16 protein-coding genes and 1 pseudogene are annotated in these 16,060 nt (G+C 46.4%); 11 read left to right on the plus strand and 6 right to left on the minus strand.

Annotated features, from left to right (window positions below; translation table 11 throughout):
* Nucleotides 1–33: 33 nt before the first annotated feature.
* From MTP37_RS04975 to MTP37_RS05000, 6 genes are all read right to left on the minus strand, one after another.
* Nucleotides 34–903, minus strand: coding sequence for a VirB6/TrbL-like conjugal transfer protein, CD1112 family (locus tag MTP37_RS04975; RefSeq protein WP_002584320.1), 870 nt, complete (start codon nt 901–903; stop codon nt 34–36).
* 19 nt (nt 904–922) lie between these two features.
* Entirely contained in the window at nt 923–1,138 is a 216-nt protein-coding gene (locus MTP37_RS04980; RefSeq protein ID WP_002569168.1) for a Maff2 family mobile element protein, read from the minus strand.
* Nucleotides 1,139–1,706: 568 nt separating this feature from the next.
* On the minus strand, nt 1,707–3,515 hold the full coding sequence (locus MTP37_RS04985; protein ID WP_007037036.1) for a VirD4-like conjugal transfer protein, CD1115 family: 1,809 nt from the start codon (nt 3,513–3,515) through the stop codon (nt 1,707–1,709).
* On the minus strand, nt 3,512–3,988 hold the full coding sequence (locus MTP37_RS04990) for a PcfB family protein (RefSeq protein WP_007037035.1): 477 nt from the start codon (nt 3,986–3,988) through the stop codon (nt 3,512–3,514). Before MTP37_RS04990 ends, MTP37_RS04985 begins: the two co-directional genes overlap by 4 nt.
* Before the next feature lie 41 nt (nt 3,989–4,029).
* Entirely contained in the window at nt 4,030–4,251 is a 222-nt protein-coding gene (locus MTP37_RS04995) for a DUF5348 domain-containing protein (RefSeq protein WP_002569164.1), read from the minus strand.
* 31 nt (nt 4,252–4,282) lie between these two features.
* Nucleotides 4,283–5,266: a DUF6017 domain-containing protein gene (locus MTP37_RS05000; RefSeq protein WP_007037034.1), complete on the minus strand. Its 984-nt coding sequence runs from the start codon at nt 5,264–5,266 to the stop codon at nt 4,283–4,285.
* Between the two features lie 255 nt (nt 5,267–5,521).
* On the opposite strand from MTP37_RS05000, the gene MTP37_RS05005 reads away from it, so the two are divergent.
* The 11 genes and pseudogenes from MTP37_RS05005 to MTP37_RS05055 all read left to right on the plus strand — a co-directional run bounded on the left by MTP37_RS05005 (nt 5,522) and on the right by MTP37_RS05055 (nt 15,977).
* The gene (locus MTP37_RS05005; protein WP_256469121.1) at nt 5,522–7,030 is read left to right on the plus strand and encodes a recombinase family protein; all 1,509 of its coding nucleotides are present in this window, start codon (nt 5,522–5,524) and stop codon (nt 7,028–7,030) included.
* Nucleotides 7,027–8,559 carry a recombinase family protein gene (locus MTP37_RS05010; protein ID WP_249238430.1) on the plus strand — a complete coding sequence of 511 codons (1,533 nt, stop codon included), beginning with the start codon at nt 7,027–7,029 and terminating at the stop codon, nt 8,557–8,559. Before MTP37_RS05005 ends, MTP37_RS05010 begins: the two co-directional genes overlap by 4 nt.
* On the plus strand, nt 8,543–9,418 hold the full coding sequence (locus tag MTP37_RS05015; RefSeq protein ID WP_256469122.1) for a recombinase family protein: 876 nt from the start codon (nt 8,543–8,545) through the stop codon (nt 9,416–9,418). The genes MTP37_RS05010 and MTP37_RS05015 overlap by 17 nt, the downstream gene beginning before the upstream one ends.
* 22 nt (nt 9,419–9,440) lie before the next feature.
* Nucleotides 9,441–10,232 carry a recombinase zinc beta ribbon domain-containing protein gene (locus tag MTP37_RS05020; protein ID WP_256469123.1) on the plus strand — a complete coding sequence of 264 codons (792 nt, stop codon included), beginning with the start codon at nt 9,441–9,443 and terminating at the stop codon, nt 10,230–10,232.
* Entirely contained in the window at nt 10,229–11,833 is a 1,605-nt protein-coding gene (locus tag MTP37_RS05025; protein ID WP_249238431.1) for a recombinase family protein, read from the plus strand. Before MTP37_RS05020 ends, MTP37_RS05025 begins: the two co-directional genes overlap by 4 nt.
* Before the next feature lie 86 nt (nt 11,834–11,919).
* Nucleotides 11,920–12,231, plus strand: a complete 312-nt coding sequence (locus MTP37_RS05030) for a hypothetical protein (protein ID WP_249238432.1) — start codon at nt 11,920–11,922, stop codon at nt 12,229–12,231.
* An 18-nt stretch (nt 12,232–12,249) separates the two neighbouring features.
* Nucleotides 12,250–12,642 carry an SMU1112c/YaeR family gloxylase I-like metalloprotein gene (gene gloA2, locus MTP37_RS05035; protein WP_113998586.1) on the plus strand — a complete coding sequence of 131 codons (393 nt, stop codon included), beginning with the start codon at nt 12,250–12,252 and terminating at the stop codon, nt 12,640–12,642.
* A 279-nt stretch (nt 12,643–12,921) separates the two neighbouring features.
* Nucleotides 12,922–14,139, plus strand: coding sequence for an ATP-binding protein (locus MTP37_RS05040; protein ID WP_249238433.1), 1,218 nt, complete (start codon nt 12,922–12,924; stop codon nt 14,137–14,139).
* 125 nt (nt 14,140–14,264) lie between these two features.
* Nucleotides 14,265–14,489, plus strand: coding sequence for a hypothetical protein (locus MTP37_RS05045; protein ID WP_249238434.1), 225 nt, complete (start codon nt 14,265–14,267; stop codon nt 14,487–14,489).
* Between the two features lie 541 nt (nt 14,490–15,030).
* Nucleotides 15,031–15,141: pseudogene (locus tag MTP37_RS13195) on the plus strand (phage tail tape measure protein); the annotation flags it as partial.
* A 404-nt stretch (nt 15,142–15,545) separates the two neighbouring features.
* Nucleotides 15,546–15,977, plus strand: a complete 432-nt coding sequence (locus MTP37_RS05055; protein WP_396343965.1) for a glycosyltransferase — start codon at nt 15,546–15,548, stop codon at nt 15,975–15,977.
* The last annotated feature ends 83 nt before the right edge of the window (nt 15,978–16,060 follow it).

Here is a 16,060-nt window from a genome sequence, read left to right on the forward strand (position 1 = left end):
TCTGAAAATCTCCACCCTGCCCTTGACACGCCGCTAATGCGCGGAGAATATCGACTTCGCCAGTGCGCCGGATTTGAACAGGGAGAAACAGAGGATAACGGTATAGGCTGCAAGGGAGAATATCGCGCTGTGCAGATTGTCCGCTATTATCATGTTGTTTACCAGAACCGCGTAAATGCCGACGCATATCATAATGAGGAAGCCTTGAAAACCGATAGCGAACAGGGATTTTAGGTAGTTGTTTCCTATCTGCCCCCATTCCCGGTTCGTCATAGTTGCAAACGGGATAGGCGATACCGAACAGTAAAGGTAAATTTCTATCATGCGCCCGTAGAGGATAACGGTTATCAGTACGGACATGATTTTCATGCACAAGCTCACAAGGCTTGTTTCCATGACAAGTAAGAGCAGTTCGGGGATTTCCATAGCGTCAAGCCCGCTCTGCATGGAAGCAAGGGCGGCGGCAACATCAATCTCTGTGCTGCCGCCGATTACCCCCGCCGCGCCGGAAACAACGTGCTGCGCCATATCGAACACCGCCATAGTAATGTCAAAGGTGTGCGTCACAAGGTAGACTGCCACAAACGCCTTGAACACCCACTTGAAGAACATGGAAGTGTCAACGTCGTGCATATTGTTCTTTTCCGTTACCATGCTGATAAGCTCATAGCATAGGACGTAGGTAATGACAAGCCCCGCAATGGGTACGATTACATTTTCACTAAGGGTCTGTATCATGGAGAATATATTTGCGTTCCACCCTTGCGGGGTCTGCCCTACCTCTGCGGCGATAGTGCCGACTTTTTCGTTTACGTCCCCGAACATAGTTGACAGATTACCGTTTATGGCTCCTATGAGGATTTCCTTTATCCATTCGTTAATCGCGTCAAGTATGCTCTGCATAAGCCTTTACCCGCGCTTCTTAACCGAACAAGCCGGAAAGCAGCGGTACAAGGGTCATGCCGATAAGGGCAACGCCGCCGCCCGCCATAAGCTGCTTCATGCCCTGGCTCTTTGCGCCCGGATTGTCATTGCCGTAGCCCTCCATCAGATTGATTACGCCCCAGATACCAAGCCCGGCTCCAAGTGCTACAACAAGGGTCTGCAAAACGTCTACTGCGCTATTGAAAAATGCCATAAATATATCCTTTCTGCCGCGTCTGCGGCTGTCCGGCAAGCGGACAAAAGGCGGTCAGCGTATGGTCGCCGCCGCACAAAAAAACCGCCCTCTGGTAAAGGCGGCTGTCCCCGCGCTGCGTAAGTTCTGCGGCGCGGCGGTATTCAGTTGTAAGGGGTGCGGCTCCTGCCGCTGTGTACTGCGCCGGAAAGTGGGGGCGCGTATCATGTAGCCGGTATGGATAGATGTGATTGCTTCAATCGCTCCTTTCTGTGTTCCGCTGTGCTGCCGGACGTTTTTTTCAGACTTGCGGGAAGTGAATAGCTTGCGTAGCAAGGTGTTCGCTTCCCGCAAGTTCACAAAGGGGTAGCTGCCGCAAGGCAGCGTAGGGGAAGTGTAGCTTCCCCTGTCCCCCGGCGGTCTGCCATGCTGTCACTGTTGCGGGATAAGCCCCCGGCGCGTGACATACTCCGTTGCAAAACGGCGGTGTTCCGCTTCCTTTTCCCGCCAATACTCCCATAATGCAGCGTCGGCGGCTTCCGCAACATTCATTAAAAACCGTTCAAGCTGCTTTTGTTTTTCCTCTGCGCTACGTTTCCTCATGGTCTGCGTCCTCCTGTAAGTCTGCCGCGTCAAGCTCGTAATAGTCAAAAACCTCGTCGGGCTTGACAATGGCGGGGCGGCGTTTAAGGTGCTTTTCCATGTCAAAGGCGTTCTTCGGGTCTGCGTCGGACAGGTACTTGTATTTCGGGTGCTTCGTTATGTCGAATTTGTCCGAAAAGAACGGGCGCACCCCGCGTAGCTGCAAGATACATTTCCCTCCGTCCATGACTGCAATTTCATCTTCCGTCATAAGCTGCTTTCCCAATTTCTGATAGTTCAGCCCATGCGAAAGCTCCCGCCCCCTTGTTTCGGACGTGTTAAAGCTGTCTATCGTTTCTTTTCCTAAAATTTCCGATATTTCTTTAAGGGTGGTTTTCTCCTTGCCGCCCAAGAAAAGCGTGGTGTCGCAGTTGCCGACTATGGTATCGGCGTTGTCTTTGTAAATGGCTTTTAGCTGTGACTGGCTCTGCAAGATGATTGACGCGGATATTTCCCGGCTCCGTATCGTTGCAATGAGCTTTTCAAACTTTGGTATCTGCCCGATATTCGCAAATTCATCAAGTAAGCACCTAACATGGACGGGAAGCCGCCCGCCGTATTCATCATCTGCCTTGTCACAAAGCAAGTTGAATAGCTGTGTGTAAAGGATTGAAACGACAAAGTTAAAAGTGTCGTCGGTGTCGCTGATGATGACGAAAAGGGCGGTCTTTCTGTCGCCTATGGTGTCAAGCTCCATTTCGTCGGTTTCCATAAGCTCCCGCAGCTCCTTAATGTCGAATGGGGCTAACCTCGCGCCGCATGAGATAAGTATGCTTTTTGCGGTCTTGCCCGCCGCAAGTTTGTATTTTTTGTACTGCTTGACTGCAAAATGTTCCGGGTCTTTTTCTTCCAGACGTTCAAACATGAGGTCAACCGGGTTCTGGAAATCCTCGTCGTCCTCGCGGGCTTCCGACGCATTTATCATCTCAAGCAGCGTCGTGAAGTTCTTCTCGTCCTCCGGGGCTTCATACCAGATGTAGCCGATTAGCGCGGTGTAGTAGAGCTTTTCCGCTTTCACCCAGAAATCCTCGCCGGATTTTTCCCCGTCGCCTTTGGTGTTGGCGATAATGGTATTGACTAACTTCAAAATGTCCTTTTCGCTCCGCAGATAGGCAAAGGGATTGTATTTCATGGATTTTTTGAAGTTAATCGTATTTAGCACTTTGATACGGTATTTGTACCGCTGTAACATTTTCCCGGTTTCCAAAATCAGTGTTCCTTTCGGGTCAGTGACGATATACGACGTTGGAAAATCCTTTGACGTACATTGCATGAGCGACGGTTTCACAAAGAACCGGGTCTTGCCGCTGCCGGAACCGCCGATTACAAGGATATTTTTGTTTCTTGCGTATTTCGGCTGCTTCGGGCGGCTGTTCATGGTGAGCCGTTCCGTCTGCGTTAAGGGGATATTGTTCTCAAATACCGGGTCGGTGTACGGCTTTATGTCGTCAGCCCCGCCCCAACGCGCCGAACCGTATTCTGTCCCGCGGCGGTATTTCTTCGCGTTCTTGCCTTTGGTGTAGATAATCAGCCGGACAATGACCGCCCCCGCAATGCCTAAAGCTAAGTCTGCCGGGTGGAAGCTCGGCGCGATACTGGAAAAGGCGGCGGTAAAACCGTCCCCAAGATGTAGCAGCTTTGCGCTTGCGTCCGCGCCGGGGGAGAGCCGGACAGCCGCGCCCACTTTATCAAAGAGCCAGACAAAGAGCAGATACGGGAGATTTAGGATAAGCAGCTTCTTGATTTCCGGCTTCATAGCGATACCTCCCTGTCCTTGTTCTTGACCTTTGCCCGTTCCGCGTTTCTGCCCTGTGCAGCTTCTTTGAGGGTAGAGAGCAGCTTTCGGATTGAGGGCTTTTTCTCCTGTGTCAGCTTTTTTGCGGAAAATTCCTTAAAGGCTGCGGTCAGTACGTCCGCGTCCCGCCCCTTGAAGAAAACCAGATAGCGGGGCGGGCTTTCCGTCGCGTCCTTTTTCAGCGCAAAGTCGATACCGTACTTTTTCGCCGTACTCTCAAAGGCTTTGATATTGCCCTCGGTAATCTCAATGTTGGAAACGCCCGCGTTCTGCTTCATAAGCTGCTTTAAGCTCTGCTTGCCCTGTGGCGGTTTTGCAAGCTGCTTTTTGCCCTTTGACAGTATGGCTTTCATTGCCTTTTGGAGCGTCTGCGCGGTCAGCTTCCCGGTCTTGATGTAAAGGGCTATGGTCTTTTCGTTTACTTCGTCCTGCAATTTGTCGCGTCCTCCTTTCGCGTTTCTTTATGGGGCGGCGGTCAGATACGCACCCGCAGCCCGTTCAAGTCCTCGGCTCTGATACCCACAAGATACCAGTTGTCGCCGTACTCAATCCGGGTCGGCTTCCACTTGCCCCGCACGAATACGTCAAAGCACTCGCCGCAATGCAAGCCCCCGTAGTAGCTGTTTAAGTCAAAGCGGATGTCGTAACGGTCGGTGCGCTCGTCAAATACCAATGCTCCTGTCATTTTCTGTGCCATAATAAAATCCTCCTTTTGTGGTTGTGGGTGGTTACAGGCTTTCGCCCTCATTGCATGAATAATAGTCCGGGTCGCCGTACTGCGGCTTTTTCGGTGACAGTGCGCCGCTTGCCATGTCATGGGCGACAAGGGAAGTGTAGTAGTTGCCGATTGTGGACGGGGCGTTGAAAAGGGCGGCTTTCAGATATTGCTTGATGTTGCGGATTTTGGTTGTGTTCTCCCGCATACAGTCAAGCACAAAGCGGATATGCTCGCCGTCTAGTTTCATAAACTTTGACTTCACAAGCTCTGCCGGGTAGTCGTCCCCCGCAATCCGTACCCGCTTTCTGGCGGTGCATACGGTTTCAAGCATGAGGTCTACAATCTCGTCCAGCCTGTCACTGTCAAACTTCATGTCCTGTTTGAGAATGTGGTAGTCGATATTGTCCTTGATGATTTCCCGGTATATATCAACTGCGCTCTGTGCTGCCGCTTCCGTTCCTTTCCGTTCCGGCGGCGCAGCCGCTTCTCTGCAAGGAGAGGGGTTAGGGGAAAGGATAGGAATGGAATGGGTACTTGATAAATCTGTATTTGATTTTTCTTTTTTTGGTAAGTCAGTTCTTTGTATATCTTTATTTAATTGCGTTGGATTTTCCAACGTAGGTTTTTCCAATGTTGGTTTTTCCTGCATTGGATTATCCAATGTTGGATTTTCCAATGTAGGTAAATCCGGCGTAGGCGGCTGCGGCTGCTCGAATATCACATAGTCCGCGCCCCGCAAGCGTCCTTTCTCGTCGCGCTCCCTTGAACGGACGATATACCCGGCGCGTTCAAGTTCCTTAATGGCTTCGCGGATAGCGTCTATCTTCTCCCGGTTGATAAGGGATAAGCCTTTCAAGGTGTAGTCCCAATCTTCGGGGAGTGACAGCATTTGCGACAACAGCCCCTTTGCCTTTAGGGAAAGCTCCTTGTTGCGTAGGTGGTGGTTGCTCATTACGGTATAGCCCTTGTTTCGTTCCACTCTGAAAACTGCCATAGTTCATAGCTCCTTTGCTTTGGATTTGTTACGCAGTAGAAGCGCGGTTTCGGGGGATAAGGTATAAATCCCTTTCCGCGCCAGATACGCGCCCGGAAAACCGCTTGTAGCAAGGCTTTTTCTGCCCCTACTGCGTAACAAAGGGCATGAAAAAAGCGGCGTTCCTGTTCTCCCATGTAGAGAGTAAGAAACGCCGCTTCTGCGTCGTATTCAGTTTTTAGTACAATACCCTGCTTGTCCGTCGCTCGAAAAACCTTGATTTTCCAGTGTTTTCAAAAGTATCGTTATCTAACGTCAGCTTTTGAGCGACCGGGCTTTACGCAGATGATGGAGGACATCCAATCCGACAAAATCAACTGCATCATAGTCAAGGACTTGTCTCGACTGGGCCGTAACTACATTGAGATGGGAAAGTATCTGGAACGGATTTTCCCGATGATAGGGATTCGGTTCATCGCCATCAATGATAACTACGATAATGCAAATACTGAGAGCAGTGATTCAGATAGCATCGTGGTTCCCTTCAAGAATCTGCTGAATGATTCCTACTGCAGGGATATTTCCATTAAGGTTCGGAGCCAGTTGGACATTAAGCGGCGCAAGGGGGAGTTCATCGGCGGGTACGCAGTGTACGGCTACAGTAAAGATGAACAGAACAAAAATCGATTGGTGGTAGATGAGTACGCAGCAGATATTGTTCGCTCTATCTATCGCAGAAAATTGGAAGGCATGAGTGCAAACTCTATTGCAGACCAACTGAACAGCGAAGGGGTCCTGGCTCCCAGTGAATACAAACGGCTGTGCGGATTAAATTATCACAGTGGTTTCAAGACTGGAACTCATGCAAAGTGGCAGGCGATTCAGGTACTTCGGATTCTGAAAAATGAAGTTTACACCGGAACGATGGTGCAGGGTAAACGGCAAAAAATCAATTACAAGATCAAGAAAATCCGGGACGTAGATGAATCTTGCTGGATCAAAGTTCCCAATACACACGAGGCCATCATTTCACAAAGAATGTTTGACATCGTGCAGGAAGTTTTAAAGCTGGACACCTGTGCATCGAAAGGACAGAAGATAGTCCATCTCTTTTCAGGCATTGTTCGGTGCGGTGACTGCGGACAGAATATGGTGCGGTGCACCGTATCAAAAAAAGGTAAAAAGTATATATATCTGAACTGCGTCACAAATCATAAGGGCCTGGGCTGTTCTTCACACCACATTAGGGAAAGTAAATTGGAAGAAGTGGTGCTGGCTGCATTGCAGGAAAAGATTCAGCAGATCAGCGGACTAGAAGAACGTCTGGATGAAATCAACGAGATTCCCAAAAACCAACGAAGGTTAAAATCTGTAGAAGAGCACATGAAAGTGCTGGAACAGGAAGAACAGAAATACCAGACCCTGTGCCGTCAGCTTTACGAAGATATGAGCAACGGCATTGTCAGTAAGGATGAGTACAAAGAGTTCAGCTGTTCCTTTAACGAAAAAATCGAAAATATCCGTAAGGCAAAAATGGAAATGGACTGTCAACTGGATAGTTTGAACAATCTGGATGTGGAACATTTGCCGTGGATCGAAGATTTTAAATCCTATCAAAACTTAACGAGTCTGAATCGCCGTGTTCTGGTAGAACTGGTGGAAAGCATTACAGTCTATGATAAGGAGCACATTCACATCCAATATCGCTTCGACCAGGAAATCCGCAATGTACTGGAATATTGTAACAGTGTTCTGACAACAGAAACGGAGGGGAGTACAGTATGAAATGCGTAAGTTATACCCGGACGATACCTTGGAAAAACCATAAAGGTGAACTGACGATTGCCGACCAGAATCAGCGCATTGCAGAATACCTGGCTGAACATAAAGAGCTAAATTTACAGAAAAGGTATTCTGATCGCAAGAATGCTGAAAACGCAGGTGCAGCATTTGACAAAATGATTGATGATGGAGTGGAGCAAAAATTTGACTGCATCATTGTAGCATCTATGTACTACTGTGGGCCTGACTTCCCGGCGGCGCGTCAGGCAATCAAGGAAACTCTTTATGAGACAGGTGTTAACCTGATCGTACTGGAAGAAGGACTGGACACCAGAACTGCCAGTCGAAAAGAGGTTGAGGACTATTTTGAGGAAAAACGCTGCGAGATGCACGCGGAAATCATGTTTGCATGGAGGAAAAAGCAGGGCGCAGGATTCCGACTGACCAATTCTGTTCCGTTTGGTTATATCCGCAGGAATGGTGAAAGCAACATGGTAAAGGATGAAGAGGTTGCGCCGTATCTGAGCGAAGCTTTTTCCAGATATGCATCGGGACAGAAGATGGGCGATATTGCAAAATGGTTGAACGAACAGAATGTCGAACCACCGATGAGGCACAAAAAAAGAATCCAGGGAAAACAATATGAAGGAGAACCTGATTTGTGGACATCGGATAATCTGAGGGGATTGTTCAGAAATCCAACATACACGGGTGCAACGGCAAACGGAAGCCATCAGATTATTGCAGAGAACTGCCATGAGCCGTACATGACAAAAGAACAGTTTTATGCGCTTCCGTGCAATATGCGGCAGGGTGGGAACAAAAAATCGACTCGGGAAAAATACAAAAAACCGAATCCACTGGCAAAGCGTACCATTTGTACCTGTGGACGTCCACTTTATTGGCATAAGGATAAGAAAACGGGAGAAGAACTATTCTATTGCAGCTACTGCCGTGCTCACAAGGAGAATGGAAAGGAATTGAAAGCTCCGGCTGCATCTGTATATAAAAAGGTGATAGATGCTATGGAGAGAGAACGTCGAGAAGAAGAAAAGATGTACTCCGCAATTCAGCAGGGAGCTGGCAGAAAAGCAATTGAAGCAGTAAGAGCTGATAGTTCGATGCAGATGAAGACCATTCTGGCTGAACTTAATATGGAACAGTTTCGCCGTGTACCGTTATATGAATGCTATATGGCCGATGAAATCACGGAAGAACAGTATCATGCTGAAGTTCTGGACTATGAAGAAGCCCATCGAAAGCTGAATGAACAGCTTACGGCAATCATGGAAAATACGACGGCATGGGAACGGGCATTGAGTTTGCGAAATCCGTGGATTCAGCAGATGGAACAATATAAGACCCCAGAGGCACTGGATCGTAATTTTGTAAAAAAGTACATTGAACAGGTCGTGGTTACATTTTTGGGCGATAGGCAGGCAGAAATCAGTTTAACGATGAAAACACAGGAATGGAAGCAGATGCTTGAACGGATAGAATTGGAGGGTACAGACGATGGCACGAAAGAGTAGAAAGAATTTGCCCCAACCGGAACAAGCAGTGATTTCAGTGCAGTTCCCGGAATTGGATGAAGGAAAAATACCAACCGCAATCTATGGACGGCTTTCGGTGGAAGATAACGAAGATAACGAAAGCATGGAAACGCAGATTGCACTGGTGCAGGATTTTATTAACCGCAGCAGTGAACTGAATTATGTGGATACTTATTTTGACAATGGCTTTACAGGAACAAATTTTAAGCGCCCGGCCTTTACCCGTTTGATGAACGATGTGCGGCAGAAGAAAATCAAGTGTATCGTTGTAAAAGATCTCTCGCGCTTTGGTCGCAACTATCTGGAAGCGGGGTACTATATTGAAACTGTATTTCCGTTTCTTGGTGTTCGATTGATTGCTGTCAACGATCATTTTGATAGTACGCGCAAAGAGGATATGGAAAGCATGGCTCTTCCGATTCGGAATATGGTCAACACCATGTATGCGAAAGACATTTCCAAAAAGGTGTGGAGTTCCCTGCAGCGTAAAAAAAAAGCCGGCTATGCAGTCGGAAGTGATGCTCCGTTTGGATATATTCGGAATCCCGTGACAAAACGAAATGAGATTGACCCGGAAACGGCTTTTTATGTACAGTTGATTTTCCAGTGGGCACTGATGGGCGTAGCGATTTATGAAATCGCCAGACGGATGACCTTGCTGCAGGTTCCTACCCCACGAGAGTGGCATCGGAAAATTGTTGAGGAAAAGGATGTCGTTCCTTATAAAAAATGGGGCGAAACTTCGATACGGCATATGCTGGCCAACCAAACCTATGTGGGAGATACCATCAACAATAAAAGCACACAGAAGTTTTTTTGCGGGGCAGGACAAACGTGACTTATCGAAAGAACAGTGGTATTTGGCAAAAAATACACATCCAGCTATCATTGCAAGGGATGATTTTGAAAAGGTGCAGGAGATTCTGACGAAGAATCAGAAAGTGTTCAAAACAGTAAGAGCAGAATCGGAACAGATTCGCACGGAGTATCAGAATGATCTTGCTGGAATGGTGTTCTGTGCAGACTGCGGCAGATCGATGGATTTTGACAGACTTCCGCATGGAGCAGAAGAAAGTAAAAAGGTTTGCTACTATATTTGCAGAGCAAGGCAGGCGGATGATAAGTGCATCGGACATCAGATTACGGAAAAACTTCTGAAAGCTCTGGTAATGGATCAGCTGCATCTTTTCATCGTTCGGCTCAGTGATAAGCGCAAAATTCTGGAAGAACTGCGAAAAATCGAAGATATGCAGAATCCTGTCTACCGTGCAAAGAGTGAGGTAATGAGCCTGACGGATAAGGTTGGGCAGATGGCGAAGAAAAGAGAACAGCTTTATGCGGATTATGTGGCAGGCGCGGTGGATTCCGAAGAATATCAACAGATCCGGGAAGAGTATTCCAGACAGTATGATAGCCTGCGGACAGCACTGCAGAGAGTAGAAGCAAAAAAGATGGAAGTAGAACAACAAATCAGAGAATATCTGAATATGACTTCCAACCTGGAAGCGCATCTGGATGACTTTGGATTTGATGCTCAGCTGGTAAAATCCCTCGTGCAGAGAATCGAAGTGAGTGCAGATAAGCGGATTCGCATTGTATTTGGATTTCAAGATGTGTTAGCAGACTTTGGAAAGGAGAGTGCGGGAAAATGATTGCAACGTATCAGCGCATTTCAAGGGCGGACGGTGATTTGGGTAAGGATGGAAAAGACAAGAGCAACAGCATCGAAAACCAGAAAGAACTGATCCAGCGGTATATTTCCCACAAAGAAAGTCTGCAAAATCTGCCGGTGATGGATTTTGTGGATGATGGTTACACAGGCAGCAATTTCGACAGACCGGGCTTTCAGAAGATGATGGATGGTGTGCGCAGTGGCGAGATTGATACCATTATCGTAAAGGACCTTTCTCGTTTTGGACGCGATTACATTGGTGTGGGCGAATACATGGAGCAGATTTTTCCACTACTGGGTGTCCGACTCATCTCCATCAATGACAACTATGACAGCAGCAATTATAATGGTACAACCCTGGGGATGGATTTGGTTGTCAGCAACATGGTAAACACCATGTACTGCCGGGATGCAGGAAAGAAGCTTCGGACAGCCAATCGAGTAAAATGGCGCAAGGGCATTTCTACAGCGTCTGCTGCACCGTTTGGTTATCAGTTTGACCCGAATAGAAAAGGATCATATATCATTGACCTTCCAGCGGCAAAAATTGTCCGTCGCATCTTTGACCTTGCGATTCTGGGATTGGGGACGCGAGAAATAGCGATGGCATTGAATGATGAAAATGCTCCTGTGCCGAGTGTTTATAACCGGGAGCATAAGGCGTATGGAAAAGAAACAACTTACACGATTGCACCTGTGATTCTTTGGGATAGTTCTCGCGTCTGGAAAATCCTCACGGCGTATGTGTACACCGGAGCGATGGTTCTGGGAAAAAGTCAAAGGTTAATTTCCGGCAAGAAAATCATTCGCATTGTTCCCAAAGGGCAACAATACATTACGGAAGGAACCCATGAAGCTATCGTCAGCCGGGAAGAATTTGAAAAGGCGCAGCTTGTCATAAGAAACAACGGGCATAGAGTAGTGATGGGGAGCGTGGATTTCCCACTCAAGGGAAAAATTCGATGCGGTAATTGCAGACGAGTCCTGGGGTATGACTACAAACAGGCTTCTCCCATATTCTGGTGCAGAGAGGGAATGGAACTTATCGGTCAGACCCAATGTTCATCGGAAATATATCAGGCCAGTGATATTGAAAATGCAGTGTTTCAGGCATTAAAAAAAGAACTTTCTCTATTGGACTCTCTCTATGGTGATATTAAAAAGGAAGAACAGAGTTTAAAAGAATCCAGTAGAAAGGCGAGCCGTCGAAAAACTTTGATGGAGCAGGAACTGAAAAATCTGAAAGGTGAGAAGATGCGGATGTATGAGGAATACGCGGCAGGAACGCTCTCTCTGGACAATTATAAGAACAAAAAACAGGAATGCGATAGGAAGATTGCAGAAGTGCAGGACAAAATCGAACAATTCAAAGCGGAAGAATCTGTCAAGAGCGTTGTTCCAGGGACGGTACGCGCAGCAGCAGAACAGGCAGAAAATTTCCTGCACGGCACGAGACTTACGGCAAGTATGGTATCGGCCTTCATCGAAAATGTTTATGTGCATGAGGGTGGGCGAATCGTTGTACAGTTCAAATATGAGCAGAGTATACAGGATGCCGTAAGAGCATTACACACAGATTAAATTTCAAAAAAGGCGAAGTTGCCCATGCTATTACATTGGTGAGTGTGATATAATATGGGCAACAGACCAACCGGAAGGAGAACGAAATGAGTATAACCCGAAAGCTGGCAAAACTGATATTGACCTTGCTGACCCTGCCGCTACTCGTAGTAGTATGGCTGCTGAAATGGTTCGTGATGTTCCTTTATTGTTGTTCAGCATGGATATTCTATCTGCTGGGCAGTGTGCTGTTCGCAACGGCAGTGCTTTCATTCCTGATGAAGCAGTCGCAGGGGATGGAAGCACTTCAAATGCTGATCGGAGGATTTGTGATTTTTATGATTCCGCAGGTGGTTGGCAGCGTGGCTGTGTTTTTGGAACTGGTGGCAGCAACGATTCGGCAAGTATGGTACATATAAGGAGGTGAAACCTAGAATATGAAATTAGCAGCGATTCATCATGTGGCAATCATCGTTTCAGATTATGAGAAATCGAAAGACTTCTATGTGAATAAGCTGGGATTTGCGATTGTACGAGAAAACTTCCGTAAAGAACGGAATGACTGGAAACTGGATTTGCGTGTTGGTGAGGGTGCTGATGCGATTGAACTGGAGATCTTCGCAGAGCCGAACCCGCCTAAGCGCGTGAATCGACCGGAAGCCTGCGGACTGCGGCATCTAGCATTCCGGGTGGAGGATGTGGAAGCCACTGTAGCAGAACTGGAACAGATGGGGATAGGATGCGAACCGATTCGATTGGACAGCTACACCCAAAAGAAGATGACATTTTTCTTTGATCCAGATGGTTTGCCGTTGGAACTGCATGAATAAAAAACAACGCCCTCATAGTTGAGAGGATTCGTAAATCTTCTCTGCTATGAGGGTGTTTCATTCCATAGGAATGGGAAGGTTATAGATTGAGCGTTTCTACCCATGCAAATAGATCTGCTTTGGTGGAGTTGGAGTTAAACACTTTTTCATACCTCGTATTTTACAATTTCCATAATTAGAAAATATTGAGTCTGATAAAACAAAGGTTTCCGAAACGGGAAAACAATTTGATATTCTGCGTATAATATGTTATACTGAGAAAAAAGGAGGAATGCAGATATGGTTGAACGAAAAGAATATCTTGACCAGCTTTGGGCATGGAAAGATGAGCGGCAGATCAAGGTCGTGACCGGAATCCGTCGCTGTGGAAAATCTGTACTTCTGGAACAGTATCAGCAGAGACTCTTGGCGAATGGAGTCGCACCAGAACAGATTATTTCTATCAACTTTGAAAATCTGGATTACGAACCCTTAAAAGATTATATGAGGCTGTACAACTATCTCAAAGAACGTTTGTGTGTTGATAAGATGACATACATCTTTTTGGACGAGGTTCAGGAAGTTCCTTCATTCGAGAAAGTGGTTGACAGCCTTTATATCAGAGATCATGTGGATGTTTATATCACAGGCTCCAATGCATATATGTTGTCAAGTGAGCTTGCAACGCTTTTGTCAGGAAGGTACACAGAGATTAAGATGCTGCCGCTTTCTTTCCGCGAGTATATGGCGGTGACAGGTATGGCAAAAGAGGAAGCTTTTGCAGAGTTTATGAAAACTGGCGGAATTCCGTATGTGGCAGTAATGAACCGTACGGATGAAAAAATAGATCAGTATTTGGAAGGAATCTACAACACCGTCATTGTAAAAGATATTGAGCAGCGGCAGACAAGAAGAGAAAAAGAGAGTGGAAAACGAAAAATCACAGACATTGCGTTACTGAAGACAATTGCCAGATATCTGGCAAGCGTTATCGGCAGCCCGGTGTCTATGAAAAGTATAACCGATTATCTGATCTCAGCTGGCAGAAAAGTATCCCAAAACACAGTCAGCGATTATGTTGAAGCCCTGACAGAGTCTTTTATTTTTTATCCTGTGGAGCGATTTGACATTGTAGGAAAGCAACTCTTAAAGGTCAACAATAAGTTTTACATGGTAGATATGGGAATCAGAAACCACATTCTTCCAAGAAAACGATACGATCTTGGATTTACCATTGAGAACATTGTGTATCTCGAACTTTCACGAAGGGGCGGCAAAGTCAATGTCGGAAAATATGGTTCTACTGAAGTCGACTTTGTGACACAGAAGGAAGGCGTGCTTACCTATTATCAGGTGACCGCTGATATGACGGCGGAAGAAACCTTTGAGAGAGAGATGAGACCGCTGCGGAGTATTCATGATAATTATGAAAAGATTGTCCTGACACTGGATCGTTTTTCACTCGGAAATTACGATGGCATAAAAGTTGTGAATGTCATCGACTGGCTTTTGGGATGAGGAATCTGCATCTGGGTTTGTACACACCCAACCAAGGAGTTCCAAAACACTCTGGTTCGTTATTCCATTCGACCAGAGCAGTCACAGAGAAAAAGAAAAATCTTGAATAAGAATTTGGCGTTGTAATGAACGAAGAACTGGAAAGAGAGGTGTTTGTTGTGTGCAACCTTAGTCAGGGCGTAAAGGCCGAAGGCAGAGAAGAAGGCATTAACATTGGTGAGATGCGGATGTTGGTGCAGCTTGTCCGAGATGGTGATTTAAAAATAGAGCGCGCTGCTGAAAAGGCAAAAATGACAGTGGAGCAGTTTAAGAAAATGATGGAAAACACTCCGCTGGGGCGAAGCCTCTGATAAGACTCCTGTGTATGCTGCAGATGTGATCGTGACCTATCAGGTGCTTCCTGAGAAGAGTGCATAAGTTTCGTGACAAGCTCACCAGACACCTCAATAGGAGGATTTGGTGGAAGCGGAGCCGGTCGAAAAGATTCATAAGCCATTTCGCCTGACAGATTACTCACGAGTGTACCAGCTCGGTTTGTCATGATTGCTTCCTTTCCTCCGAAAAACAGAAATTGAAATTTCTGAGGCTATTTTAGCATAGAAATTTCAGAAAATCAGCTTATCGTGAAAATACGAAGCGAAAGAAATTTCAGAAAAACAACTTTTTGTGAAATTGCTCAAGCAAAATCACCATAGAAATTTCAAGTTAAGAATTTTATAGTTTAATTTTGCCCTACTTATGTCAAAGAAAGTAGGGCTTTTCTTATGCCCAAAAGGAGGTGGTTACGCAAATGGCATCAAGAATGCGACTCTTGCCAAGATCGATGAAGCTGGAGAAAAGCTCCAGAACATCGGATCTTCTGTGGAGAATGTCGGCAAGAAGTTCCTGCCGGTGACTGCCGCTGCTTCTTCCAATGCGAACACCAATGTCTCCATGATGGGCAAGACGTTCAAGTACTGTGCGCCTATCGCCGGTGCGCTGGGGTTCTCGGCAGAGGATTCGTAAGATCGTATCTGCCGTGCAGCAGTTCGTGAATAAACTGAACAGCATGGATTGAATTTCAAAAAGGCGAAGTTACCCATGATATTACATTGGTGAGTGTGATATAATATGGTCAACTGAGAAAAACTACGATAACTAAAGACTTTTTTTACGGCTTGAGTTGTTCTTTAAAAGTTTTATTTGTTGAAAAACTGCAAGAAGGCCGTGTGACAATTGAAGAAGCAGCGGAAGATGCTGGAATGACAGTAGAGGAATTCAAGAAAGTGATGGAAAACACCTCTCTGCAGGCGGTCTAAGAAAAAACATATAGGTTAAACTGTTAAGCCCTACAAGGCTCAGATCGGTTCGATACCGACTGAAAGCCTTGTAGGGCTTATTTTTTTGCTTTTTTTTCAAATTTATTTGTGAAAAATGTTGTCCAAGACTTGACATCGGCCGGCATTGATTGGCAACGCGAGAAATGGCAATCAGGACTTGGCTCTAAGTTTATTCACCAAGGCGAAAAAAATGCTGCGAAATATGCGGACGAGGTCATTGTTCTGAGCAAAGGAGTGCAGGACTATTTTAAGGAAACTTATGGAAGAGAAACGCACTTTATCCCTAATGGCGTGAATAGGCCGCAGATTCGGGAAGCAAGTCTGATTACAGATAAGTTCGGGCTGAAAAAAGACTCATACATATTGTTCCTCGGTCGTCTGGTGCCGGAGAAGGGCATTCGATATTTGGTTGAGGCCTTCAAGAATGTCAAGACAGATAAAAAATTGGTCATTGCAGGCGGCTCCAGTGATACGGATTCCTTTATCTCTGGAAGCAAAGAAGGCCAAGGCAGATGCTAAGGCCGCTGAAGAAGCGAAGAAGACCGAAGCAGAGGCTGTGCTGAAGAAGTTACTGGCAAGCGGTATGAGTGCGGACGAGATCC

The organism is Faecalibacterium sp. HTF-F, assembly GCF_023347535.1.
Lineage (GTDB): Bacteria > Bacillota > Clostridia > Oscillospirales > Ruminococcaceae > Faecalibacterium > Faecalibacterium wellingii.

Bases quoted from the DNA above. Each gene is read 5' to 3' on its own strand.
- MTP37_RS04975 (WP_002584320.1), bottom strand. From the start codon at position 903: ATGCAGAGCATACTTGACGCGATTAACGAATGGATAAAGGAAATCCTC.
- MTP37_RS04980 (WP_002569168.1), bottom strand. From the start codon at position 1,138: ATGGCATTTTTCAATAGCGCAGTAGACGTTTTGCAGACCCTTGTTGTA.
- MTP37_RS04985 (WP_007037036.1), bottom strand. From the start codon at position 3,515: ATGAAGCCGGAAATCAAGAAGCTGCTTATCCTAAATCTCCCGTATCTG.
- MTP37_RS04995 (WP_002569164.1), bottom strand. From the start codon at position 4,251: ATGGCACAGAAAATGACAGGAGCATTGGTATTTGACGAGCGCACCGAC.
- MTP37_RS05000 (WP_007037034.1), bottom strand. From the start codon at position 5,266: ATGGCAGTTTTCAGAGTGGAACGAAACAAGGGCTATACCGTAATGAGC.
- MTP37_RS05010 (WP_249238430.1), top strand. From the start codon at position 7,027: ATGAAATGCGTAAGTTATACCCGGACGATACCTTGGAAAAACCATAAA.
- MTP37_RS05015 (WP_256469122.1), top strand. From the start codon at position 8,543: ATGGCACGAAAGAGTAGAAAGAATTTGCCCCAACCGGAACAAGCAGTG.
- MTP37_RS05025 (WP_249238431.1), top strand. From the start codon at position 10,229: ATGATTGCAACGTATCAGCGCATTTCAAGGGCGGACGGTGATTTGGGT.
- MTP37_RS05030 (WP_249238432.1), top strand. From the start codon at position 11,920: ATGAGTATAACCCGAAAGCTGGCAAAACTGATATTGACCTTGCTGACC.
- gloA2 (WP_113998586.1), top strand. From the start codon at position 12,250: ATGAAATTAGCAGCGATTCATCATGTGGCAATCATCGTTTCAGATTAT.
- MTP37_RS05040 (WP_249238433.1), top strand. From the start codon at position 12,922: ATGGTTGAACGAAAAGAATATCTTGACCAGCTTTGGGCATGGAAAGAT.
- MTP37_RS05045 (WP_249238434.1), top strand. From the start codon at position 14,265: ATGAACGAAGAACTGGAAAGAGAGGTGTTTGTTGTGTGCAACCTTAGT.